The sequence below is a fragment of the Streptomyces sp. NPDC127197 genome (assembly GCF_042672405.1).
Lineage (GTDB): Bacteria > Actinomycetota > Actinomycetes > Streptomycetales > Streptomycetaceae > Streptomyces > Streptomyces flavusporus.
On the sequence record NZ_JBHXVG010000032.1, the window covers coordinates 39,672 to 62,591 of the forward strand.

The window sequence follows — 22,920 nt, forward strand, 5'->3', positions numbered from 1 at the left end:
GCGGATGGGTGTGATCCCCAGTGACTGTGCGGCTGGCCTCCCCGCAGGGGAAGTGGATCCTGCTCACCACGGTGCTCGGCTCCAGCATGGCCATGCTGGACTCGACCGTCGTCAACGTCGCCCTGCCCCGCATCGGCCGTGACCTGGACGCCGATCTCGCCGCGCTCCAGTGGACGGTCAACGCGTACATGCTGACGCTGGCCGGGCTGATCCTGCTGGGCGGTTCGCTCGGCGACCACTACGGCCGCCGCAAGGTCTTCGTCGTCGGTGTGGTGTGGTTCGCGGCGGCCTCCCTGTTGTGCGGCCTCGCGCCGGGCGCCGAGGTTCTCATCGCCGCCCGCGCCCTTCAGGGTATGGGCGGCGCGTTGCTCACGCCGGGGTCGCTCGCCCTCATCCAGGCCTCCTTCCATCCCGACGACCGGGGCCGGGCCGTCGGGCTGTGGTCGGGGTTCGGGGGCATCGGGGCCGCCGTCGGGCCGTTCGTCGGCGGCTGGCTGGTGGACGGGCCGGGCTGGCGGTGGGTCTTCCTGCTCAATGTCCCGCTCGCGCTGGTCTGCATCCCCGTCGCCCTGCGGCACGTCCCCGAGTCGGCCGACGGCAAGAGTCACGGCCGCTTCGACGTGCTCGGCGCGGCGCTGGGAGCTCTGGCGCTCGCCCTCGTGACGTACGCGCTGATCGAGGCCCAGGAGGGCTCCGTGGCCGTCGCTGTGACGGCCGTCGCGGGCGTCGCGGCCGGCATCGCCTTCGGCTACGTCGAGAAGCGCCGCCCGGACCCGATGATGCCGCTGGACATCTTCCGGTCCCGCCAGTTCACGGCGGTCAACCTGGTCACCCTGTGCGTGTACGCGGCCTTCGGCGGCTTCTTCTTCCTCGCCGCGCTCCAGCTCCAGGTCGTCTCCGGCTACTCGGCCCTCGCCGCCGGTACGGCCCTGCTGCCGACGACCGTCCTGATGCTGCTGTTCTCCGCCCGCTCCGGCCAGCTGGGCGAGCTCATCGGCCCGCGCATCCCGCTCACCGTCGGCCCGCTGCTGTGCGCGGCCGGGATGCTGCTGATGCTGCGGGTGGGCCCCGACGCCTCGTACCTGAGGGACGTCCTGCCCGCGCTGCTGGTGCTGGGCCTCGGCATGGTCACCCTGGTCGCCCCGCTGACCGCCACCGTCATGGGCTCCGTCGACGCCGCACGGGCGGGCCTGGCCAGCGGCATCAACAACGCCGCCGCACGGGCGGCGGGCCTGCTCGCGGTCGCCGCGCTGCCGCTGCTCGCGGGGATGGGACCGGAGGCGTACCGCTCGGCGGACGCCTTCAACGCCGCGTTCCGGCGCGCGATGCCGCTGTGCGCGGTGGTGCTGGTGGCGGCTGCGGTCCTCGCCTTCGCGTGCGTACGACGGCCGGCCCCGGACTGCACGCGCCCCGAGTGCCGTATGCACGGCCATGTGGTGAGCCCGCCGCTGGAGCGGCCACCGCAGCCGCAACCCGGGTCGATCGCCTCGTAGCCCGCCGTCGCGGGTCGACCGGGATGCACGAGACTGGACCCATGACGATTCACGAGAACCTCCTCGGGGGACCGCCCCCGACCCACCTCCCCGACGACCCGGAGCCGCGCGAGCTGCTCGCGAACGGTGCCGCACCCGCCGACGTCGCGGCGCAGTACCCGACGTCCTCGCTGGCCTGGGCCCAGCTGGCCGACGAGGCGTTCGAGCGGGGCAGCGTCGTGGAGTCGTACGCCTATGCCCGTACGGGCTACCACCGAGGCCTGGACGCGCTGCGCCGCAGCGGCTGGAAGGGCCACGGCCCCGTGCCCTGGGAGCACGAGCCGAACCGCGGCTTCCTGCGCGCCCTGCACGCGCTCGCCCGGGCGGCGGGGGCGATCGGTGAGCAGGAGGAGTACGAGCGCTGCACGCAGTTCCTGAAGGACTCCTCGCCGACGGCGGCGCAGACGCTCGGCTGACATTCCGAGTGACTTTCCGAGTGCGTGAGGCCCGCCCGGTGTGACCAGGCGGGCCTTGCGAGGCCCCCGGGCGATCCCTGAGGATGCGGGTGGGGACCGGGGCCCCCGTGTCGGTAACGGCAGGGGCGGACCGCTACCCGGAGTTACAACAGGAGACAGCGATGTCCCACGAGGCTCACGAGCCCGAGACCCCGCATCTCGATTTCAAGGGCACGACGCCGTACGAGGACTACGTCAAGGCGGATGTGCTCACCCACCTCCAGCACACCCTCTCCGACGATCCCGGAGAGATGGTCTTCCTGGTCACCACCCAGGTGATGGAGCTGTGGTTCACCGTCATCGTCCATGAGTGGGAGACCGCCGCGAAGGCGCTCCGCGAGGACCGGGTGCCGGTGGCGATGGACGCGCTGAAGCGTTCCGTACGGGAGCTTCAGGCGCTGAACGTCTCATGGAAACCGCTCGCGCACCTCACGCCGGCCCAGTTCAACTCGTACCGCTCCGCGCTCGGCGAGGGCTCCGGCTTCCAGTCGGCGATGTACCGCCGCATGGAGTTCCTGCTGGGTGAGAAGTCCGCGTCCATGCTGGTCCCGCACCGGGGTGCCCCGCGCGTGCACGCCGAACTGGAGAAGGCGCTGCACGAGCCCAGCCTGTACGACGAGGTGCTGCGCCTGCTCGCGCGGCGCGGCCACGCGATCCCGGAGGCCGTCGTGATGCGTGACGTGTCGCAGCGGTACGAGGCGTCGCCCGAGGTCGAAGCGGCCTGGACGGCCGTCTACTCGGGGGATCCCGGTGACGAAGTCGCCCGGCTGGGTGAGGCGTTGACCGACGTCGCCGAGCTGGTGTGGCGCTGGCGGAACGACCACCTGGTCGCCACGCGCAGGGCGATGGGCGCGAAGCCCGGGACGGGCGGTTCCGCCGGGGTGGCCTGGCTGGAGAAGCGCGCGCAGAAGAACGTTTTCCCCGAGCTGTGGACGGCGAGGTCCCATGTCTGAACTGGCCGTCAAGGCGGAGAAACTGGACGCGGTGGACGAACTGGCCGTTCTGCGTGAGCGGTTCGTGCTCGACGACGTTGTGTACCTGGACGGCAACTCGCTGGGCGCGCTTCCGGTCTCCGTGCCGGGCCGGGTCGACGACGTGGTCCGCCGCCAGTGGGGTGAGCTGCGCATCCGGTCCTGGGAGGAGAGCGGCTGGTGGACGGCGCCCGAACGGATCGGTGACCGGATCGCTCCGCTGGTGGGAGCGGCGCCCGGGCAGATCGTGGTGGGTGACTCCACGAGCGTGAACGTGTTCAAAGCCCTGGTGGCGGCGGTGCGGATGGCGGGCGCCGGGCGCGACGAGATCGTCGTCGACGCGACGACCTTCCCGACGGACGGGTACATCGCCGAGTCGGCGGCCCGGATGACGGGCTGCACGCTGCGGCCGGTGGTGCCGGCGGAGGTGCCCGGTGTGCTGTCCGGCCGTACGGCCGCGGTGCTGCTGAACCACGTGGACTACCGGACGGGCCGCCTGCACGACCTCCCCGGCCTGACGGCCGCCGTGCACGAGGCGGGCGCGGTGGTGGTCTGGGACCTGTGCCACAGCGCGGGCGCGCTGCCGGTGGGGCTGGACGAGCACGGCGTGGATCTGGCGGTCGGGTGCACGTACAAGTACCTCAACGGGGGCCCGGGCTCACCGGCGTACCTCTACGTCCGTGCCGATCTGCAGGACCGCTTCGACTCGCCCCTGCCGGGCTGGAACTCGCACGAGGACCCCTTCGGCATGCGCACCGCCTACGAGCCCGGCGCGGGCGCCGTACGGGGCCGGGTGGGCACGCCGGACATTCTCTCCATGCTCGCCCTGGAGGCCGCACTGGAGGTGTGGGACGACGTCTCCGTCGATGCCGTGCGGGCGAAGTCCCTCGCGCTGACGGACTTCTTCCTGGAGTGCGTCGGGGAGTACGTCCCCGAGGGCCGCGTCGAATCACTGACACCGGTGGCGCACGAGGAGCGCGGCAGCCAGGTGGCGCTGCGGTGCGAGGATGCCGGGGATGTGATGAAGGCGCTCATCGAACGGGGCGTGGTCGGCGACTTCCGCCACCCGGACGTACTGCGCTTCGGCTTCACGCCGCTGTATGTGGGGTTCGGGGATGTGGAACGGGCGTCACGCGTTTTGGGAGAGGTGACGTAGCTGCGGGCAGTCGTGCCGCTGGGGCGATGAGGGTCCCCCCGCTCGAGCGAAGCCGAGAGTGGGGGAGGGTGGGCGCAGCGGCACCTCGTAGCGCCGGGCTGCGCAACCCACCCCAGCCCGTCTCAGCGCACGTCACCCGCCTGATACCGTCCCCGCCAACGGCCGTCATCCCACCTGGTCCGTCCAAACCCGTTTCACCGCTGAGAGGTTGGAGCATGCCGGACAACGTCCCAGCAGCCCGGGCCGCCGCCGAGGAGGAGTCGGCCTTCTCGCACCCGCCCGTCGACCCCGACGCCGTCGCCGCGTACGGCGACCACCCCGACCAGGTGATCGACTTCTACGCGCCGCGCGGCGAGGCCGACCCGGGCGGCCTGGCGCCGCTGGTCGTCGTACTGCACGGCGGGGCGTGGCGGGCTCCGTACGACCGTCGGCATGTCACGCCGTTCGCGGATTTTCTGGCCCGGCGGGGTTTCGCCGTGGCCAATGTGGAGTATCGGCGCGGGGCGGAGGGCGCGGACAGCTCGGCGGATCCTGGTGGGGGCGGCCCGGTCGCCGGACGCTGGCCGGAGACCTTCGACGACGTCGCCGCCGCGCTGGACGCACTGCCGGCGCTCGTGCGGGAGGCGCTCCCGCAGGCCGATCCGCGCCGGACCGTGCTCACCGGCCACTCGGCCGGCGGCCACCTGGCCCTCTGGGCGGCGGCGCGCCATGTCCTCCCGGCGGACGCCCCCTGGCGCACCGACCGCCCCGCGCCCCTGCGGGGTGTGGTCGCCCTCGCCCCGATCGCCGACTTCACGGTCGCCGACAAGCTGGACGTCTGCGGGGGTGCTGCGCGACAACTCCTGGGCGGAGGAGTGGAGTTCGCGGAGCGTCGGCCCTACGCCGACCCCGCGCTCCTGCTCCCGACCGGCATCGCCACGACGCTCGTCCAGGGCCGCACGGACATCGTCGTCCCGCAGGCGGTCGGCGAGTCGTATGCGGACGCGGCGGCGAAGGCGGGGGAGGTGGTCGGTCTGACGCTGCTGGAGGACGTCGGTCACTTTCCGCTGATCGATCCGGCGGCGGACGCGTGTGCGGTGGTGGCGGAGGAGATCGCGCAGTTGGCCTGGTAGTACCTGAGACGGATCCTGAAGGACCCTTCTCACTGGGGACGACGCGACCCCCGCCTCCGCCTACCGTTCTCAACGTGACCGAGACGACCCAGACGCAGACGCCGCCGCCCGGGGGCGCAGGCGCGTCGCGCAGCCCCGAGTACCGGCTGGCCATGGGCGCCCTGAGCGGGCTGCGCCAGGACCTGTTCCACAACGCCTTCGCCTACCGTCCGCTGCCCCGGATGAGCGTCGACGGCCCGCTGACCCGGCGGCTGCCCGGCCGCCTGCGGGAGTACGCGGCCTGGACCCCGCACGCCGTGATCATCGCGGCGGCCCTGCTCACGCTGCCCATTGCCACCATCGACACCGGCGGCCCGGCCCTGCTGGTCGGTCCGCTCTGCGTGCTCCCCGTTCTGCTGACCATGGTGCGGCCCGTCGGAGCGTTCTGGCTGTCGATGGCCGCCACTCCGGTCGCCGGAGTCCTGGGCGGCAGCTGGGGCGAGTGGCCGTGGATGGCCGGCTCCCTCGCCTGCCATCTGACGGTGCTGACGGTCGTGGCCATGCGCACCAGGCCGCGCACGGCCGCGTGGATGTGGGCGCTGACAGCGGCCTACGGCCTCGTGGCCGAGGCCGGTTTCGGCCCGAGCTACTACTACGGCACGAACGTCGGCCCCATGCTGGTCGTCTCCGCGATGGTCCTGCTCTGCGTCGCCGTCTGGCACATCCGCCGTCAGGCCAAGCAGGAGGTCACCGCCCAACAGACCGAGACCGCCCACGAGCGCTCCCGGCGCGCTCTCCTGGAGGAGCGCACGACGATCGCCCGCGAGCTGCACGACGTCGTCGCCCACCACATGTCGGTCGTCGCCATCCAGGCGGAGGCCGCGCCCTACCGGGTGGAGAACCCGCCGCCGGAGCTGGAGCGGGCCTTCGCCACCATCCGGGAGAACGCGGTGGCGGCCCTCACCGAACTGCGCCGCGTCCTGGGCGTCGTCCGCGCCGAGGACTACGAGGCGCCCGAAGCCCCGCAGCCCACGCTCGCCGACCTGGACGCGCTGCTGGCGAATGTGCGGGACGCGGGCCTGACCGTGGAGAAGGCGGTGACCGGAGCGGTGCGCGAACTCCCGCAGGGCGTGGAGCTGTCGGCGTACCGAATAGTCCAGGAGGCCCTGAGCAACACCTTGCGGCACGCGCCCGGTGCGGACGCCCGCGTCGAGATCGGGTACGTCCTCGGCGGCCTCGGCCTGCGCGTAGTCAACGGCCCGCCGCCCGCGCCGGCCCTGGTCAAGCCCTCGCCGGGTGCCGGGCACGGCATCACGGGTATGCGGGAGCGCGTCTCCATGCTGAACGGCGAGATGACGGCGGGCCGGACGGACGACGGAGGCTATGAGGTGGCGGTGTTCCTGCCGGTGACCAGCCCGAGCGAAGGTGACGCATGAGCATCCGCGTACTGATCGCGGACGACCAGATGATGGTCCGCGAGGGCTTCTCGGTCCTGTTGAACGCGATGCCGGACATCGAGGTCGTCGGCGAGGCCGTCAACGGGCGCGAGGCGGTGGAGCGGGTGCGGGAACTGGCCCCCGACGTCGTGCTGATGGACATCCGCATGCCGGAGCTGAACGGCATCGAGGCGACCCGGGAGATCGTCGCGGCGGACGGGGCGGCGAAGGTGCTGGTGCTCACCACCTTCGACCTCGACGAGTACGTGTACCAGGCGCTGCGGGCGGGAGCCTCCGGCTTCCTGTTGAAGGACGCCTCGGCACGCCAACTCGCCGACGGAGTAAGGGTGGTGGCGGCCGGGGAGGCCCTCCTTGCGCCCTCCGTCACCAGGCGGCTGATCACGGAGTTCTCGAAGCTGTCCGACGCCCCGCGCCTGATGTCCTCCGCGCACGCGGCGTACGGGGACCTCACCGAGCGGGAGACGGAGGTGCTGGTGCTGATCGCGCAGGGCCTGTCGAACGCGGAGATGGCCGAGCGGCTGGTGGTCGCCGAGTCGACGATCAAGACCCACGTCAGCCGGATCCTGGTGAAGCTGGGCCTCAGGGACCGTACGCAGGCGGCGGTGTTCGCGTACGAGGCGCGGCTGGTGACGCCGGGCTGAGCGAACGCCCGGCCGTCGGACACCCCTGGTCAGACGGCGGGGTCCCGGGCTAGCGTCCGTTCATGGCAGCTGCTTTTGACCTCGCCTTCGACCCGTGGGACCCGGCGTTCGTCGCCGACCCCTACCCCGCCTACGCGGAGCTGCGGGCTCGAGGCCGCGTGCTCTACTTCGAGCCCACCGACCAGTGGCTGGTCCCGCACCACGCGGACGTCTCCGCGCTGCTGCGCGACCGGCGCCTGGGCCGGACGTACCAGCACCGGTTCAGTCACGAGGACTTCGGGCGCACGCCGCCCCCGCCGGAGCACGAGCCGTTCCACACGCTCAACGACCACGGAATGCTGGACCTGGAGCCGCCGGACCACACGCGGATCCGGCGCCTGGTGTCGAAGGCGTTCACCCCGCGGACGGTCGAGCGGCTGAAGCCGTATGTGGACGGCCTGGCCGGCGACCTGGTCTCCCGCCTGGTCGAGGCGGGCGGCGGGGACCTGCTGACGGATGTGGCGGAGCCGCTGCCGGTGGCGGTGATCGCCGAGATGCTCGGCATCCCGGAGTCCGACCGTGCCCCGCTGCGCCCCTGGTCGGCGGACATCTGCGGGATGTACGAGCTGAACCCGTCCGAGGAGGCGGCGACGAAGGCGGTGCGGGCGTCGGTCGAGTTCTCGCAGTACCTGAAGGAGCTGATCGCCCAGCGCCGCAAGGAACCCGGCGAGGACCTCATCTCCGGCCTGATCGCGGCGCACGACGAGGGTGACCGCCTCACCGAGCAGGAGATGATCTCGACGGCCGTCCTCCTCCTGAACGCGGGCCACGAGGCCACGGTGAACGCCACGGTCAACGGCTGGTGGGCGTTGTTCCGCAACCCCGACCAGCTGGCCGCCCTGCGCGCGGACCACTCCCTGATCCCGTCGGCGGTCGAGGAGCTGATGCGCTACGACACCCCGCTCCAGCTCTTCGAACGCTGGGTGCTGGACGAGATCGAGATCGACGGCACGAGGATCCCGCGCGGCGCGGAGATCGCCATGCTCTTCGGCTCCGCCAACCACGACCCCGAGGTCTTCCGGAACCCGGAGCGCCTCGACCTCACCCGCAACGACAACCCGCACATCTCCTTCAGCGCCGGTATCCACTACTGCATCGGCGCCCCCTTGGCCCGTATCGAGCTGGCGGCCTCGATGCGGGCCCTGCTGGAGAAGGCCCCGACGCTCACCCTGGCGGCGGAGCCGGAGCGCAAGCCGAACTTCGTGATCAGGGGGCTCAACGGGCTGAGCGTCGCGACCTGACCCACTGGACCAGGGCCCAGACGACGAGGCCGACCGCGATCCCGCCGAGGATCGCGAGCGGCAGTTCGGCGTAGAGGACCTTCCAGTCCGGGCCCTGCTCGAACCGCCACAGCCGCCCCCGCACACCGACCGCCCACACGGCGAGCCCCGCACCGGCCCCGGCGGCCACGGTCAGACACCCCAGAGCGGCCTGCGTACGTTCCCCCATGCCCGGGAGGGACGCGCACAGGCCGCCCGAAGGTTCCCACGGTCAGCTGCTGGTCACGTCCCGCCGCCGCAGTCCCGCCAGCCCACCGGCCACCAGCACCACCGCGATCCCGGTCAGGACGGACACCGCGCCCCACTCCATCTCCCCGCCCGGCAGCTTGGGCAGATGCCCGAACGGCGACACGTCCAGCACCGCCTGCGGAACATCCAGCGCGGGCCCGATCCACCCGGTGAGCAGCACCGCCCCGGCAACACCCCAGGCGGCCAGGGCCAGCCGGGGTGACACCCCGTAGAGCAGCACCGCGAGCCCGCCGATCACCCAGATCGCCGGCAGCTGGATCAGACAGGCGCCCAGGATCGGGCCCACCTCCTTGCCGTAACCGGCCGCGAAACCCAGCCCCGCGAGCAGCATGATCAGTGCCGATCCGGCGAAGGCGATCACCAGGTGGCCCGCCGCCCAGCGCAGGCGGCCCACCGCGTTCGCCAGGAGCGGTTCCGCCCGCATCGAGATCTCCTCGCCGTGCAGCCGCAGGACCGACGCCACGATGTAGAGGGCCGCGATCAGGCCGAGCATGCCGACCATCGACGCCAGGAACGCGTCCGTGATGCCGGACTGCCCGCCCATGCGCTGGAAGATCTCGCGGGCGTTCTCGTTGTCGCCCACCAGGTCGGCCACCCCGTCGGTCAACCCGCCGTAGATCACCCCGGCGAGGAAGAAGCCGATGCTCCAGCCGAGCACGCCGCCGCGCTGCAGTCGCCAGGCCAGGGCGCCCGCCGTGCCGAGGCGGCCCTCGGCGGGCCCCGGCCGGGTGGGCAGGAAGCTCATGCCGAGGTCACGGCGGCCGGCGAGTTCGTACGCCACCACGCCCTGGACGACCGCCGCGCCGGCGAAGAGCAGCAGCACCCACCAGCGTTCGTCCGCGAAGGGCCGCAGGTTCTCCAGCCAGCCCAGCGGCGACACCCACGTCAGCACCGACGAACCGTCGTCCGCAGCCGAGTCGCCCGCCGCGCGCAGTACGAACGCCGCGCCCAGCAGCCCGGCCGTCAGTCCCCGGGCCAGCCGGGCGCTCTCCGTGAACTGCGCGACGATCGCCGCCAGCGTGGCGAAGACCATGCCGACCCCGGCGAGGCCGAGCCCGAAGGCCAGTGCCCCGGAGGCGCCCTGGCCGGCGAGTCCGGCCGCCACCAGCAGGGCCAGTACGGCATTGGCGACCGCCGCCGTCAGCAGCGCGGCCGTCAGGGAGGCCCTGCGGCCCACCATCCCGGACGCCACCAGCTCCTGGCGGCCGCTCTCCTCCTCGTCCCGGGTGTGCCGTACGACGAGGAGCAGACTCACCACGGCCGCGAGCGCGCCCGCGTACACGCCGACGCGCCAGGCCGTCAGCGCGCCGATCGAGTCGTCGAAGACCGGGCCGATCAGCGCGCGGAAGGAGGCGTTGGTCGCCGTGTCCTGCACGACGCTCGCGCGGTCGGCCGGGGTGGCGTACAGGTTCTCCAGCGTGTTCGGCATGGAGAGGATCATGAGCGCGTTCACCGCCACCCAGACCGGGATCATCACCCGGTCGCGGCGCAGTGCGAAGCGCAACAGCGTTCCCGTACCGGCCAGTTGGCGGCTGCCACCGGATCGTACGGCGAAGTCCGTGGTCGCGGCAGTCATCGGGCCACCTCGCTCACGTCCGCCTGGTAGTGCCGCAGGAACAGCTCCTCCAGGGTCGGCGGCGTCGACGTCAGCGACCGTACGCCCGACTCGCTCAACGACCGCAGTACGGCATCGAGTTTGTCGGTGTCGACCTGAAGCCGGACGCGACGACCCTGTACGTCGAGGTCGTGGACCCCCGGCAGATGTGACAACCCGTTGGGCGGACCGGCCAGTTCGGCCGTGACGCTCGTCCGCGTCAGGTGGCGCAGGTCGGCGAGCGAGCCGCTCTCGACGGTACGGCCCTTGCGGATGATGCTGACCCGGTCGCAGAGTTCCTCGACCTCGCTGAGGATGTGCGAGGAGAGCAGGATCGTGCGGCCGCGTTCGCGCTCCTCCTCGACGCAGCGCTGGAAAACCTCCTCCATCAGCGGGTCCAGGCCCGAGGTCGGCTCGTCGAGGATCAGCAGGTCCACGTCCGAGGCGAACGCGGCGACGAGGGCGACCTTCTGGCGGTTGCCCTTGGAGTACGTCCGGCCCTTCTTCGTCGGGTCCAGCTCGAACCGCTCGATCAGTTCGGCCCGGCGCCGCTTGTCGAGGCCTCCGCGCAGACGGCCGTACAGGCCGATGACCTCGCCGCCGGAGAGGTTGCGCCACAGGGTGACGTCGCCGGGGACGTAGGCGATGCGGCGGTGCACCTCCACCGCGTCCGTCCAGGGATCGCGGCCGAGCACCTGGGCGGCGCCGGAGTCGGCGCGCAGCAGACCGAGCAGGACGCGGATGGTGGTGGACTTGCCGGCGCCGTTGGGGCCGAGGAAGCCGTGGACCTCGCCGGTCTCGACGTCCAGGTCGAGGCCGTCGAGCGCATGTGTCTTGCCGAACGACTTGTGCAGTCCGGAGACGGTGATTGCCTTCGTCATGCTTCAGAACGTACGCTTTTTTCAGAAACTTGTGAAGTTAAGGAAGTGTATAAATCCCGATAGGATGAGCGCATGACGGAATCAGTGGAGGTCGGACGGGACGCGGAGGCCGTGTCGAAGTTCGTGGAGTCCTTCGCGGCGCAGCTCGTCGAGGCCGGGATGCAGCGCATGGCCGCCCGGGTCTTCGCCGCGCTGCTCGCCTCCGACCAAGGCGTGATGACCTCCGCCGAACTGAGCGAACAGCTCCGGATCAGCCCTGCCGCGGTCTCCAGCGCGGTGCGCTACCTGGCCCAGACGCACATGGTGTCGCGTGAGCGGGAGCCCGGCTCGCGCCGGGAGCGCTACCGGGTGCACGGCGACCAGTGGTACGAGGCCCTGACCAACCGCGAAGCCGTCCTCAAGCGCTGGGAGGGGGCTCTGCGCGAGGGCGTCGCCAGCCTCGGCGCCGACACCCCGGCAGGGCGCCGCATGGCCGAGACGCTCGCCTTCTTCGAGTTCATCGAGGGCGAGGTCGCGGCCATGATGGAGCGGTGGCGGGCACACCGGGAGAAGACCTTCGGCAAGTGAGCCGCCGCTCCGAGTCGCGGCTGGTCCGCATCAAGGCGCCGCCGGCACCGTAAGCCCCCACGCCCCCTCCCGAACCGTCCAGGTCCGTGTCCGCACCGGCCCCGACACCGCTGCATCCGCCCGGTACCGGAAGTGCGCCCCGGACACGGTCACCGTCCGCCCCACCGCCCGCAGCGGTGAAGCCTCCGCCCCCACCGAAACCGGCCGCACCTCCACCTCGGCCGCGCCTGCGGGCCCCGGCATCACCGACACCCCTTCCACCGGCTGGTCGAGGTCCACCAGCGTCTCCCCGTCGACCTCGACCCGCAGCCGCGAGGGCCCGGGCACGGCAGAGGAGGTGCCCCGCGCCGGCACCAGCGTCCGTACGAGCGACTGACACGTCCGCAGCCATGGCCGCCCGGCACCCGGCTCCACCGCGGTGGCCCCAGCCGGCGCTGCAGGGTCCCGCAGCGGCGGGATCCGCAGCGCGCCCAGCACCACCCCGTCACTGTCGTCCACGAGCAGATCCAGCCGCCGCTCCACCCCGTCCAGCACCGCCCGGGCCGCAGCGACCGCCCCCGTCGGCACCCCGAGGGATCCGGCCAGCGACAGCGAGCCCCCGACCGGCACCACCGACAGCACGCATTCGGCCAGCTCCCGCTGCCGGTGCAGCAGCGACACGGCCCGCATCAGCGCGCGGTCGTCGCCCACGACCACCGGCCGTCGCGACCCCCGTCGAGCCAGTGCCCGGGCGAATTCGTCGGGCCCGTCCGGCAGGCACACTTTCGTCGCCGCACCCGCGCTGAGCACGTCTTTCGCGATCCGCACGGACTCCCCGTCCGTCCTCCGGGCGACCGGATCGATCACCACCAGCAGCTGATCGGACATCGCGAAAGTCGCCACCTCGGTCATGCCTCGCTTCCTCGGGTAGCATCTTTGTGCAAGAGCCCCTTGCGCTATTGCGCCAGGGGCTTCGTCTATTCCGGGGCATCCGGTCCGACAGGTTGCGGCCGACGAAGGTCGCCGGTGTACGAGGCACAGGCCGTGCCGCGTACGCCCCTGACCTTGGACATGCCCCGCCCGGAAGGGGTGTACGCGCGTGCCCGCACTTGTGCTGCTCGGTGCTCAGTGGGGTGACGAAGGCAAGGGAAAGGCCACGGACCTGCTCGGCGGATCCGTCGACTACGTGGTGCGTTACCAGGGCGGCAACAACGCCGGCCACACGGTGGTCGTGGGTGACCAGAAGTATGCCCTCCACCTGCTCCCTTCCGGAATCCTGTCCCCCGGCTGCACGCCGGTCATCGGCAATGGCGTCGTCGTCGACCCCTCGGTCCTGCTCTCCGAGCTGAGTGGGCTGAACGAGCGCGGCGTCGACACGTCCAAGCTCCTGATCAGCGGCAACGCGCACATCATCACGCCATACAACGTCACCGTTGACAAGGTGACGGAGCGCTTCCTCGGCAAGCGCAAGATCGGGACGACCGGCCGCGGCATCGGTCCGACCTACGCGGACAAGATCAACCGTGTCGGCATCCGGGTCCAGGACCTGTACGACGAGTCGATCCTCCAGCAGAAGGTCGAAGCCGCCCTCGACGTCAAGAACCAGATCCTCACCAAGCTCTACAACCGCCGCGCGATCGCCGTCGAGCAGGTCGTCGAGGAGCTGCTGGGCTACGCGGAGCAGATCAAGCCGTACGTCGCCGACACGGTCCTGATCCTCAACCAGGCACTGGAGGACAACAAGGTCGTCCTCTTCGAGGGCGGCCAGGGCACGCTCCTGGACATCGACCACGGCACGTATCCCTTCGTGACGTCGTCGAACCCGACCGCGGGCGGCGCGTGCACGGGCGCAGGGGTCGGCCCCACGAAGATCAGCCGCGTCATCGGCATCCTGAAGGCGTACACGACCCGAGTCGGCGCGGGCCCGTTCCCGACGGAGCTCTTCGACGAGGACGGCGAGGCGCTGCGCCGCATCGGCGGCGAGCGGGGCGTGACGACCGGCCGTGACCGCCGCTGCGGCTGGTTCGACGCGGTCATCGCCCGGTACGCGACCCGGGTCAACGGCCTGACCGACTTCTTCCTGACGAAGCTGGACGTCCTCACGGGCTGGGAGCAGATCCCGGTCTGCGTGGCGTACGAGATCGACGGGCAGCGCGTCGACGAGCTCCCGTACTCCCAGTCCGACTTCCACCACGCCAAGCCGGTCTACGAGATGCTCCCCGGCTGGTCGGAGGACATCTCGAAGGCGAAGACCTTCGCCGACCTCCCGAAGAACGCCCAGAGCTACGTCAAGGCGCTGGAGGAGATGTCCGGCGCCCCGATCTCCGCGATCGGCGTGGGCCCGGGCCGGGACGAGACGATCGAGATCAACTCGTTCATCTGACATCCGATCCCTGGACTCTTTGCACGGCATCCCCAACTGCCCCGTTTGCACGGGTAGTTGGGGATGTTAGTTTTGCAGTGACAGTTGCGGTTGGGTACTGGTGTTCTCCAGAGGGAGCAAGGTGCGCATCACACTGGCCGTTGACACGGAAACCGGCGACCGCGCCGGCGCCACGGACGACCTGTACGACTGGCTGCGTCAGGATCCCCAGTTGCTGAGTCTGGTCCGGCGGGAGTCCCCGGTCGGCGTCCCGGCGGGGGCCATGGGGGCGTGGAGCGAGGTGCTGACGCTGGTCCTGGCGCCGGGCGGGCCGACGGCGGCCGTCGGAGCGGCGGTGGTGGTCTGGCTGCAGAACCGCCGGGGCAACCAGACCGTCACCATCAATCAGCCGGACGGCACCCAGGTCGTCGTCTCCTCCGAGAAGGTCCGCGGGCTGACGGCGGAAGGCGCGAGCGAACTGGCCCAGCAGGTCGCCGAGGCCCTTCGCCGGCGACCGGCCACCGACGGGACGGAAGACCGGGCCGGGCAGGGAGACTGACCATGCCGTCACGGGGGAGGCCGGACCTGACGGGGCCCGGCTGCCGGGCGGTGGTGGTCGGCACCGGAAGCCACCCGGGCGATCGGCTGACCGCGCTCCCGTCCGCCGTACCGTCGGCGAAAGCCCTGGCCGAGGCGCTGGCCACGGAGTGCGGCATGGGCGACCGGGTCCGGCTGCTGTGCGACCCCGAGTCACCGAGCGAGGTCCTCGCGGCACTCGCCGAGGCCGTGGACCTCGCCGGACCGACGCAGGGCCGGTACGAGAGCGGAGCCGTCGTCTTCTGCCACGTCGGCCACGGACTGCGCGGGCCGGGCGGGCGGCTGTATCTGGCGACGGCGGCGACCAGGTCCCTTACCGACACCGCGCACTCCGTCCCGTACGACGAGATCGAGCGCTACCTCAGCGACGGGCCCGCAGATCCGCTCGTCATCCTCGACTGCTGCTTCGCCGGAAACGCCCGGGAGCCGAGCCGCCCGCCGGCCTCGGACCCGTTCGGCGGCAGCCGACCCCAGGGCAGCTATCTGCTCGCCTCCGCGCTGCGCGACACCCTGGCGTACGCTCCCGAGGGTGCCGAGTACACCCTGTTCACCGGTGAGCTGCTGAACCTGCTGCGGGAAGGCGACGCAGGCGGCCCGCGCCGGCTGACGCCGGGCAGCCTCTACCGGCTCCTCGACCAGCGGCTGCAGGGCGGACCCGCGCGGCCTTACGGCGGCGGCACGGCCCGCATGGCGGAACGGGTCCTCACCGCCAACCGCCGCTACATGCCGAGCCCCGAGACTGCCTCCACCCCCGATGACCCGGACGCGGTCAGCCCCTACCCGGGCATCGTGCCGTTCCTGCCCGAGCAGCATCACCTCTTCTTCGGCCGCGAGAAGGTGACCCGCGAGCTGCTGCGGCGCGTCGCGCAGACCCGACCCGGTGAGCCGCTGGTGGTGATCGGCACCTCGGGCGTCGGCAAGTCGTCACTGCTGCGGGCCGGGCTGAGCGTGGCGGCCGAGGACGCGGGGCTGGGGAGCGTACGGATCGTGTCCGCGCCGGGCGCGCAGCCGTTCCGGGCGCTCGCGGAGGCCTGGGCGGCAGCCGTGGACCGGCCGCTCACCGAGGTCGTACGGGAGCTGGAACAGGGCCGCTTCAGCGGCCCCGCCTCCGACGCCAAGGCAGTACGGGCGCCGGGAGTCCTGGTCGTCGACCAGCTCGAGCAGTACTTCACGCACGGAGCCGACGCGACCGAGCAGCAGCGCTTCGCCGCCGCGCTCACCGCCGCCGACGGCCCCCGCATCGTGCTGGCCCTGCGAGCCGACTACCACGACGACGCCCTGCGCGACCGTCATCTGGCCCCGCTCGTGGCACGGGACCACTTCACCGTGCCCGCCCTCGACGACGCCGAGGTCGAGGCGGCCATCGTGGGACCCGCCCGGTACGAGGGACTCCAGTGGGAGGAGGGCGTCCCGCAGATCCTGCGACGCGAGGTGAACGAGGAGCGGGCAGGCGGCGGGCCGGGCGACGCGGCCGCGCTGCCGTTCCTGGCCCACGTGCTGCGGGAGATATGGCTGCGTCGGCGCGGTACGACACTCACCTACGCCGCCTACCAGCAGGCCGGCGGCATTCGGGACGCCGTCGCCCGCACCGCCGAGGGCATCTACGCAGACCTCGACGACGAGGGCCGGACCCGACTGCGCCGACTGATGCTGGCGATGGTCCAGGTCGCCGACGGCGAGGGACGGCTGGTGCGCCGCCGGATCCCGCGGGAGGAACTGGCCGGCTCCGAGGACCTGCTGCGCCGCCTCGCGGACGCCCGCCTCGTCGTCGTGGACGAGCAGGGCGGCGCACAGCTCGGCCACGACTCGCTGCTCTACGCGTGGCAGCGGCTGCAGGACTGGATCGCCGAGGTGCGCGGCGATCTGCTGCGGCTGCGGCGGCTGACGGAGGCGGCGGAGTCGTGGTCCGTCCATGGCAGTGGGCTGTGGACGGGCACCAGCCTGGACGAGGCGAGGGCGCTGGTCGCCGCCGAGGAGTCGGCCCGGCTCCCCGTCCGACAGGTGGTGCGGGACTTCGTCACCGCCGCCGACCAGGCGCAGCGGCGCAGGCGATCCGTCACGCGGGCCTGGATCGCGGGGTTGTCCGCCCTCGCCCTGGTGGCCGGGGTGTTGGCGGGCTGGGCGTTCTACGAGAACGGCCAGGCGGCGGATCGGGAGCGGAGCCTGATCGCGCGGGAACTGGCCATCAAGGCCGACATCATGCGCGAACGCGACCCGCAGAAGGCGCTGCAGCTCAGCCTCGCCGCGTACCGCACGGCGAAGACCTCGGAGACGCGGTCGAGCCTGTACGCGGCGGCAACTACGGTGGCGCCGGCGCACCTGTCGCCGGCTCAGGGAGAGCGCAAGCCGGTGCTCAATCTTGCCTACAGCCCGGACGGTGAGGTGCTGGCCGCCAGTCACCGAGGCGGGCGGGTGCGGTTGTGGGATGTGTCGAAGCCCGCGATGCCGGCTGAAGCGGGCGGGTTCAAGGTGGACGACAGCGCGGCCATCGCCTACCACCCGCGTACGCGGGTGCTGGCCGCGCAGACGGCGACGTCGCTGACGCTCTGGGACACCACCGACGCGATGAATCCCAAGCGGGTGGCGCGGCTGTCGATCGCCGAGGGCGCGACGTTCGCCCTCGCGTTCAGTGGGGATGGCAGGACGTTGGCGGCGGGCAGCGAGGCGGGACGGCTCCGGCTGTGGGACGTGAGCGACCCTGCCCACCCCGCGCTGCGGGGGGAGCGGACGATCGCCGAGACGGAGGTGATCTCGCTGGCGTTCACCCGCGACGGACGTCACCTGATCACCGGCAACGGCAGCGGGGAAGGGGAAAGCAAACAGCCGGCTCAGGTGCGGCTGTGGGACCTGACCGATCCGGACCGGCCCGAGCTGCTGGACACCGAGCGGGCCGAGACGGTCATGGCGGTCGCCGCGCACCCGAAGCGCGACCTGGTAGTCGCGACCGGGGCCAGCGGGAAGGTCGCCTGGTGGGAGCTGGCGGACGGACGGGAACTGCGGCGCGTCGCGGTGGAGGAGTACCGGGACTACTTGGGCAGCCACCCGGACGGCATTCCCTCGCTCAGTTTCAGCGGGGACGGCAGACTCCTCGCGGGCGCGGACCGGGACAACGGCGTTCACCGGCGCGACGTGACCGGAAAGGTGTCGGAGGTGGAGAACTGGCAGTCTCTCTCAGCGCTGCCGTCGGGCGAGCCCGCCCAGTCGGTCGCCTACAGTCCGGACAGCCGGTATCTCGCGGCTGGTGATGTGGCCGGCGAGATACGGCTGTGGCCCGGCCGGACGTGGGCGTCCGCGATCGAGGGCAGGGTGCCGTCCATCGTCGAGGCAGGCACCAGTGCCTTCAGCGGCGACGGCAGGCTGGTCCTCGCCCAGACCGAGAACGCCGATTACACGACCAGGACACGAGTGTGGGACATCAGTGACCTCCGTGCACCGAGGGTCCACTACACACTGCCGAAGGGCTGGGAGGCGAACTACTTCCTCAACAGCCCCGAGACGCCTGTGCTTCTTGCTCATTACTGGACCAAGGGGCTGGATCACACCTTCCAGTTCTGGGAGTTCGACTCCGACGGCGGGCCGACAAGGGGCGGCAGCATCCGCCTCACCGCCGACGTCCCGCGCGTCGTGGTGAGCCCGGACGGCCGGCTGCTGGCCGCGGGTTCGGCGGAGGAACGCGGCATCGCCCTGTACGACATCAAGGATCCGGCGAAGCCAGTACACGTCGCCACGGTCGACGCACCGATCAGCGGGGGCCTCTTCAGCACGGGAGACCTCTGGTTCGCCGGGGACCGCTCACTGGCGACCGTCGAGAACAAACGGCACCTCAGACTGTGGGACCTCTCCGACCCGGCCCGACCCCGCAAGGGAGGACGCATCAAGGACGTGGCGCTGATGAAGGGCGCGATGTACGACGCCGGGTCCCAGCAACTCGTCACGGAGGACGTCGGGGACAACATCCGCGTGTGGGACCTGTCCCGTCCCGCGCACCCGGACGGGGGCGCCCGGATCCCCGGCGCTCCCGGTGACTACTTCCCCACCGCCAAGGGGGAGTTGGCGGCAGCGCTCAGCGACGGCACCGTCGAGTTCTGGGACGTCACCGACCCCGCCGATCCGAAGAAGAAGCACGACCTACTGCTCGACCGTGCGGTCTCCTTCATCTCCATGACCCCGGACGGCCGCCACGTGGTGACGGGCGGCCCGTACCGCATCTGGACCGTCGGCCCGGACGGCAGGTGGGACACCCCGGAGTTCGTCGAGCTGCCGAACGCGGAGGACGTCCACGTACCCCGCTCGGACCCGCCCGAGGGCCCTCGCTGGCTGGCGGTCACCATCGAGCGGACCTGGGGCAGCTCCCTGGCCGACCGGAGCACCTACGTCCTGGACTTCGACAGCGACCACCTCTACACGGAGATGTGCAGGTCGTACCCCCTGAGCGTCCCGAAGGACCAGTGGAAACGGCTGTTCCCGCACCTGTCCTACCGCACGTCCTGCGACTGACGCCGACGGGCTCAGAGCTCGCAATCGGTGCAAGGGGGCGAGACACCGAGGCAGAGATGTACGGCCGTACTCAACCGGGCGTCGATCTCGGCGCGTTCTGAGAGATCCGAGGCGTCAGCGGGCGGGGTGAGGGCGTAGGGCAGGGCGGTGGTGAGGACGGCGAGTGTGACCATGTCCTGCGTGGCGCCCCTCGGCAGGTGTCCGGTCACGTGTTGGCTCAGCCAGGACCAGGCCATGTCGTGCCACACGGTCGTCGGACGCAGCACGGCGGCATGGACCAGCTCCGGGGCGGTCAGGGCCATGGTCCTGGCAACGGGGTGCTCGCGCAGCAGACGCGCCGCCCGCACCACGAAGCTGACCTCGAGACAGTGTGGCGGCGGCAGAGGGCCGGGCACCTCGCGGGCCACATGGAGCAGACGGGCGAGCTCCGCCACGGTGGCGTCCCGGATCAGCGCCTGCGGGCCGGCCCAGTTCCGGTAGAGGTAGGAGCGGTTGCAGCGGGCCAGGCGCGCGATGTGCGTCACGCCGACCTGCCGGGGGCCGTGCTGGGCCAGCGCGTCCAGGGCCGCGCGGTGCACCGCGCCCGTCCCCGGCTGCCAAACAGAGGGGGTCGATCGACTCATGGCGGTCAGCTTGGCAAGGGCGGGGTGGTACCTGACCGGAAAAAGTGCGACAGATCTGGAGGAAGTGTTGCGGTTTTTCGGGCTATGGGGTGAGGGGCGACGCGGTGGGGAGGAAGACGGCCCATGCCCGAACCGAGACCGAAACAACGGGCCCGTCGGGGTTCTTGGAGTCGCGGACGCGGATGGCGTCGGCGTCGTGGGCGACTTCGAGGCATTCGCCGCCGCTGCTGCAGCTGGACTTGGACCACCGCAGGGTGTTGGTCACTGGAGTTCTCCTGCCAACCGCTCGATGAAGCCCAGCGATTCACCAGGGCCCAGGGCTCTGTGGGCCGCCCTTCACTCTCCGGAGTGAATCAAGCGAACTCCCGCCCAGGAAAAGCCAGTTCCAGCTTGCATTCGTCGCTCTGCGTGGCCGTAGAGTCACGCCAGCACAACGCACCAAAGAAACGCCCCCGCGGTGCTACCAACACCCGGGGGCTCGACACCAGGAGCTAGCCCTCCCGATGCGCATTCATCGTACGACGCCCACGCGCGCCTTTTCCGTCTTCTCCAACGCTCTCCTCCGCGACCGGAGCATCTCCTGGTGCGCGGTAGGCGTACTGACGTACCTCCTCAGCCTCCCTGACGGCGCCCGCGCCACCATCCGCACGCTCGCCGAACAGCGCAAGGAGGGGCGGGCCCGGATCGCCGCCGCCCTGCATGAGCTGGAGGAATCCCGGTATCTGCGGCGGGTGGTGCGCAAGGACCGGGAGACGGGCCAACTCACCACCGTCTACGAGGTGTTCGACACTCCGTACGAGGACGAGCCACCAACGGGTGATTCCGAGGAAGCCCAGAACCTGGCCTCCGGCGAGTCGGAATCCACCCCGTCGGGCGCTCCCCCTTCGGGGGAAAAGACCGGGGAACAAGAACCTCCCTCCCCGCCGTCGCCCGACTCGCCCGCGCCGAGCGAGCGCACCGCGCTCGCCGCGAAGCTGCTGGGCTCCCTCGGCCGTACGGATCCCCGGCTCACGCTCGGCGCCGCCGAGGCACTGCGGCTCGCGCCGCTGGTCGAGGCGTGGTGGGACGCGGGGGCCAGCAGCGCGCAGGTGCGGGCGGCGCTGACGGACGGACTGCCGTCGCCCGTGTACTCGCCGCGCGCCCTCGTCGAGAACCGCCTGCGCCGCAAGCGGCCCGACGCCTCAACTGCCCTGCCGGTCACGACCATTCAGGTCGAGATCCGCAAGCCCGGCGCCTCCGCCTACCGCGAGGCCGCCCTGCGGGGCGGCGCCCTGGCCCGCGCGTTGCTACGCGGTCGGCCGGCGCCCGCGTAGGCACACAGACTCCCGGCTCGCATCCGCGCGCCGGGCCCTTCGAAAGAAACGGAGTGTCGATGACCGTCACACTCGTACGCGCCCCGAGGTGGTATACCGTCGGTATACTGTCCTCATGCCTGACACCACGATCAAGGTCGACCCCGCCGTCCGAGACCGCCTCCAGGAGCTGGCCCGGGACCGCGGCATGAGTATGCGGGACCTCGTGGCGGAGCTGGCCGGCGCCACGCCCACCAAGGAAGAGCTGCGCAAGCGGTACGAGGAGACCAAGGCGTACGTGGAGGAGCACTTCCTCGGCAGGCCGTACACCGAGGAGGACGAGAAGGCCGGCGAGAAGCTGTGGGCCGACCTGGAGGCCGGGCGCATCGGGGAGGTCCAGTGACCGACAAGGACCGATACCCGCTGCCGCGGGCCGTCATCTTCGACGACACCGCCGCCCTCGCGCTCGGCGCGGGGAACAGCATGGCCTCCCGGCTTGTCGTCGAGGCCGAGAAGGATCCGGCCCTGCGCGTCTACATTCCGGCGCTCAGCCTCGCCGCCGCCGAGCGGGAGCGGGCCGGCGTGGCCGAGCACCTGGGCGCGCTGCCGTCCGTCAACATCGAGGGGCTCGACTTCGCCGGAGCGACCGCCGTGGGCAAGCGCCTGCGGACCGCGGCCGCCGGGGACGACGGCGCGTCCGGCAAGGACGAGCCGGACTGGAGCGGTGCTCACGTGCTGCACCTCGCCCTGCCCACCGTCGAGTGGCCGCACGGCCGTCCCGTCCTGACGAGGACACCCACCCGCTACCGCGGCACGGGCGTCCGCACCATCCGCATCGTCGAGCAGAACTGACGGCGGTCCTGGCGGAGAGGGCGCCGGAGTGCCCGCGTCCTCCCCGCAAGGGAAAGCGGTCCCGGACGTTCGATCAGCAGGCCTCAGCTGAACACGATCATCGACCCCTGCGCCAGACTCCGCGTCGCCGCCGCGTGCAGGCCCAGCCAGACGTGGCGTTCACGGGCGAAGGGGCTGGGGTCGTACGGGGCGGGGACCGCTGGCTCCTCCAACTCCGTGGGGGTCAGAGGGGGGTGGGGTGCAGCCGGAGGGTTGGCCGGGTCGATGCCGATCGACGGTGCCACGAACTCCAGCTCCCGCAGCAGTGACTGCGAGGAGCCCAACGGACCGCCGCCCGCGAGGAGTTCGTCGTCGGAGAGCGGGTGCGGGAAGTCGACGGGGACGTACGCCCCGGCGTGGTCGTAGTGCCAGACGAGATGTGACTGCTGGGCTGTCGTCTCGAACATCTCCAGGAGCTGTTCGTAGTCGCCGCCGAGCTCGTCCACCGGTGTCACGGGCAGCCCGCAGACCTGGAGCAGGTAGGCGCGGCGCAGAAAGTGCAGGGCGTCGTAGTCGAAGCCGGCCACCGGGGCGACCTCCCCGGACAGTCCCGGCATGTACTGGTACACCGGCACCGGCGGCAGCCCGGCCTCGGCGAGTACCTTGTTGTATTGCGCGAGTTCCTCGGCGAACGGGTTGTCGGGGGTGTGGCACAACACGTCGACGAGCGGTACCAGCCACAGGTCACAGGCCAAAAGAGGGCTCCTCGCAAGCGCGTAGCACGAACGACACAGCACGGTGGTCAGGGCAGCGTAATGCGTGGGGG

Annotated in this window: 22 protein-coding genes; 15 read left to right on the forward strand and 7 right to left on the reverse strand. The window is 71.5% G+C overall.

Going from position 1 to position 22,920, the window contains the following annotated elements:
* The first annotated feature begins 20 nt into the window (after positions 1-20).
* The 8 genes from ACFVJQ_RS34965 (at position 21) to ACFVJQ_RS35000 (ending at position 8,583) form a co-directional block, all read left to right on the forward strand.
* The gene (locus ACFVJQ_RS34965) at positions 21-1,493 is read left to right on the forward strand and encodes an MFS transporter (protein ID WP_385514717.1); all 1,473 of its coding nucleotides are present in this window, start codon (positions 21-23) and stop codon (positions 1,491-1,493) included.
* Between the two features lie 41 nt (positions 1,494-1,534).
* A complete protein-coding gene (locus tag ACFVJQ_RS34970) occupies positions 1,535-1,948 on the forward strand; it encodes a DUF3151 domain-containing protein (RefSeq protein ID WP_129799070.1) in 414 nt (137 codons plus the stop codon).
* A 161-nt stretch (positions 1,949-2,109) separates the two neighbouring features.
* A complete protein-coding gene (locus tag ACFVJQ_RS34975) occupies positions 2,110-2,940 on the forward strand; it encodes a tryptophan 2,3-dioxygenase family protein (protein ID WP_385789680.1) in 831 nt (276 codons plus the stop codon).
* A complete protein-coding gene (gene kynU, locus ACFVJQ_RS34980; RefSeq protein ID WP_385514719.1) occupies positions 2,933-4,114 on the forward strand; it encodes a kynureninase in 1,182 nt (393 codons plus the stop codon). Before ACFVJQ_RS34975 ends, kynU begins: the two co-directional genes overlap by 8 nt.
* 215 nt (positions 4,115-4,329) lie before the next feature.
* A complete protein-coding gene (locus ACFVJQ_RS34985; protein ID WP_385514720.1) occupies positions 4,330-5,226 on the forward strand; it encodes an alpha/beta hydrolase in 897 nt (298 codons plus the stop codon).
* Between the two features lie 74 nt (positions 5,227-5,300).
* A complete protein-coding gene (locus ACFVJQ_RS34990) occupies positions 5,301-6,641 on the forward strand; it encodes a sensor histidine kinase (protein WP_385789683.1) in 1,341 nt (446 codons plus the stop codon).
* A complete protein-coding gene (locus tag ACFVJQ_RS34995) occupies positions 6,638-7,303 on the forward strand; it encodes a response regulator (protein ID WP_385514722.1) in 666 nt (221 codons plus the stop codon). Before ACFVJQ_RS34990 ends, ACFVJQ_RS34995 begins: the two co-directional genes overlap by 4 nt.
* A 62-nt stretch (positions 7,304-7,365) precedes the next feature.
* Positions 7,366-8,583: a cytochrome P450 gene (locus ACFVJQ_RS35000; protein ID WP_385789685.1), complete on the forward strand. Its 1,218-nt coding sequence runs from the start codon at positions 7,366-7,368 to the stop codon at positions 8,581-8,583.
* Here the strand turns inward: ACFVJQ_RS35000 and ACFVJQ_RS35005 are convergent.
* Genes ACFVJQ_RS35005 through ACFVJQ_RS35015 form a run of 3 tightly spaced genes read right to left on the reverse strand, consistent with a single transcriptional unit; the run spans position 8,558 to position 11,346 of the window.
* A complete protein-coding gene (locus ACFVJQ_RS35005) occupies positions 8,558-8,791 on the reverse strand; it encodes a hypothetical protein (RefSeq protein ID WP_385514724.1) in 234 nt (77 codons plus the stop codon). The two genes, ACFVJQ_RS35000 and ACFVJQ_RS35005, sit on opposite strands and share 26 nt — an antisense overlap.
* A 42-nt stretch (positions 8,792-8,833) precedes the next feature.
* Positions 8,834-10,447 carry an ABC transporter permease gene (locus ACFVJQ_RS35010; protein ID WP_385514725.1) on the reverse strand — a complete coding sequence of 538 codons (1,614 nt, stop codon included), beginning with the start codon at positions 10,445-10,447 and terminating at the stop codon, positions 8,834-8,836.
* A complete protein-coding gene (locus ACFVJQ_RS35015; RefSeq protein WP_385789687.1) occupies positions 10,444-11,346 on the reverse strand; it encodes an ATP-binding cassette domain-containing protein in 903 nt (300 codons plus the stop codon). Before ACFVJQ_RS35015 ends, ACFVJQ_RS35010 begins: the two co-directional genes overlap by 4 nt.
* A gap of 72 nt (positions 11,347-11,418) precedes the next feature.
* On the opposite strand from ACFVJQ_RS35015, the gene ACFVJQ_RS35020 reads away from it, so the two are divergent.
* The gene (locus tag ACFVJQ_RS35020) at positions 11,419-11,913 is read left to right on the forward strand and encodes a GbsR/MarR family transcriptional regulator (protein WP_385789689.1); all 495 of its coding nucleotides are present in this window, start codon (positions 11,419-11,421) and stop codon (positions 11,911-11,913) included.
* Between the two features lie 30 nt (positions 11,914-11,943).
* On the opposite strand, the gene ACFVJQ_RS35025 is transcribed toward ACFVJQ_RS35020, so the two are convergent.
* Positions 11,944-12,804 carry a diacylglycerol kinase gene (locus ACFVJQ_RS35025; protein WP_385789691.1) on the reverse strand — a complete coding sequence of 287 codons (861 nt, stop codon included), beginning with the start codon at positions 12,802-12,804 and terminating at the stop codon, positions 11,944-11,946.
* A gap of 187 nt (positions 12,805-12,991) precedes the next feature.
* Between ACFVJQ_RS35025 and ACFVJQ_RS35030 the strand changes: the two genes are divergently transcribed.
* The 3 genes from ACFVJQ_RS35030 to ACFVJQ_RS35040 all read left to right on the forward strand — a co-directional run bounded on the left by ACFVJQ_RS35030 (position 12,992) and on the right by ACFVJQ_RS35040 (position 19,348).
* On the forward strand, positions 12,992-14,275 hold the full coding sequence (locus tag ACFVJQ_RS35030; protein WP_129803702.1) for an adenylosuccinate synthase: 1,284 nt from the start codon (positions 12,992-12,994) through the stop codon (positions 14,273-14,275).
* Between the two features lie 121 nt (positions 14,276-14,396).
* Positions 14,397-14,813 (forward strand): hypothetical protein, encoded by a 417-nt coding sequence (locus tag ACFVJQ_RS35035; RefSeq protein ID WP_385514729.1) that lies wholly within the window; start codon positions 14,397-14,399, stop codon positions 14,811-14,813.
* Between the two features lie 2 nt (positions 14,814-14,815).
* Complete coding sequence (locus ACFVJQ_RS35040) at positions 14,816-19,348, forward strand: hypothetical protein (RefSeq protein WP_385789694.1); 4,533 nt, start codon at positions 14,816-14,818, stop codon at positions 19,346-19,348.
* 11 nt (positions 19,349-19,359) lie between these two features.
* Here the strand turns inward: ACFVJQ_RS35040 and ACFVJQ_RS35045 are convergent, their stop codons facing one another.
* Together ACFVJQ_RS35045 and ACFVJQ_RS35050 are read right to left on the reverse strand one after the other, a co-directional pair.
* Positions 19,360-19,971 carry a TetR/AcrR family transcriptional regulator gene (locus tag ACFVJQ_RS35045; RefSeq protein ID WP_385789696.1) on the reverse strand — a complete coding sequence of 204 codons (612 nt, stop codon included), beginning with the start codon at positions 19,969-19,971 and terminating at the stop codon, positions 19,360-19,362.
* Between the two features lie 82 nt (positions 19,972-20,053).
* A complete protein-coding gene (locus ACFVJQ_RS35050; protein ID WP_385789698.1) occupies positions 20,054-20,236 on the reverse strand; it encodes a DUF397 domain-containing protein in 183 nt (60 codons plus the stop codon).
* 238 nt (positions 20,237-20,474) lie between these two features.
* On the opposite strand from ACFVJQ_RS35050, the gene ACFVJQ_RS35055 reads away from it, so the two are divergent.
* From ACFVJQ_RS35055 to ACFVJQ_RS35065, 3 genes are all read left to right on the forward strand, one after another.
* Positions 20,475-21,284 carry a hypothetical protein gene (locus ACFVJQ_RS35055; protein ID WP_385514733.1) on the forward strand — a complete coding sequence of 270 codons (810 nt, stop codon included), beginning with the start codon at positions 20,475-20,477 and terminating at the stop codon, positions 21,282-21,284.
* Between the two features lie 115 nt (positions 21,285-21,399).
* A complete protein-coding gene (locus tag ACFVJQ_RS35060) occupies positions 21,400-21,666 on the forward strand; it encodes a hypothetical protein (RefSeq protein ID WP_224739904.1) in 267 nt (88 codons plus the stop codon).
* Positions 21,663-22,115: a hypothetical protein gene (locus ACFVJQ_RS35065; RefSeq protein ID WP_385514734.1), complete on the forward strand. Its 453-nt coding sequence runs from the start codon at positions 21,663-21,665 to the stop codon at positions 22,113-22,115. The genes ACFVJQ_RS35060 and ACFVJQ_RS35065 overlap by 4 nt, the downstream gene beginning before the upstream one ends.
* An 83-nt stretch (positions 22,116-22,198) precedes the next feature.
* On the opposite strand, the gene ACFVJQ_RS35070 is transcribed toward ACFVJQ_RS35065, so the two are convergent.
* Positions 22,199-22,849: a hypothetical protein gene (locus ACFVJQ_RS35070; protein WP_385514735.1), complete on the reverse strand. Its 651-nt coding sequence runs from the start codon at positions 22,847-22,849 to the stop codon at positions 22,199-22,201.
* Positions 22,850-22,920 lie beyond the last annotated feature (71 nt).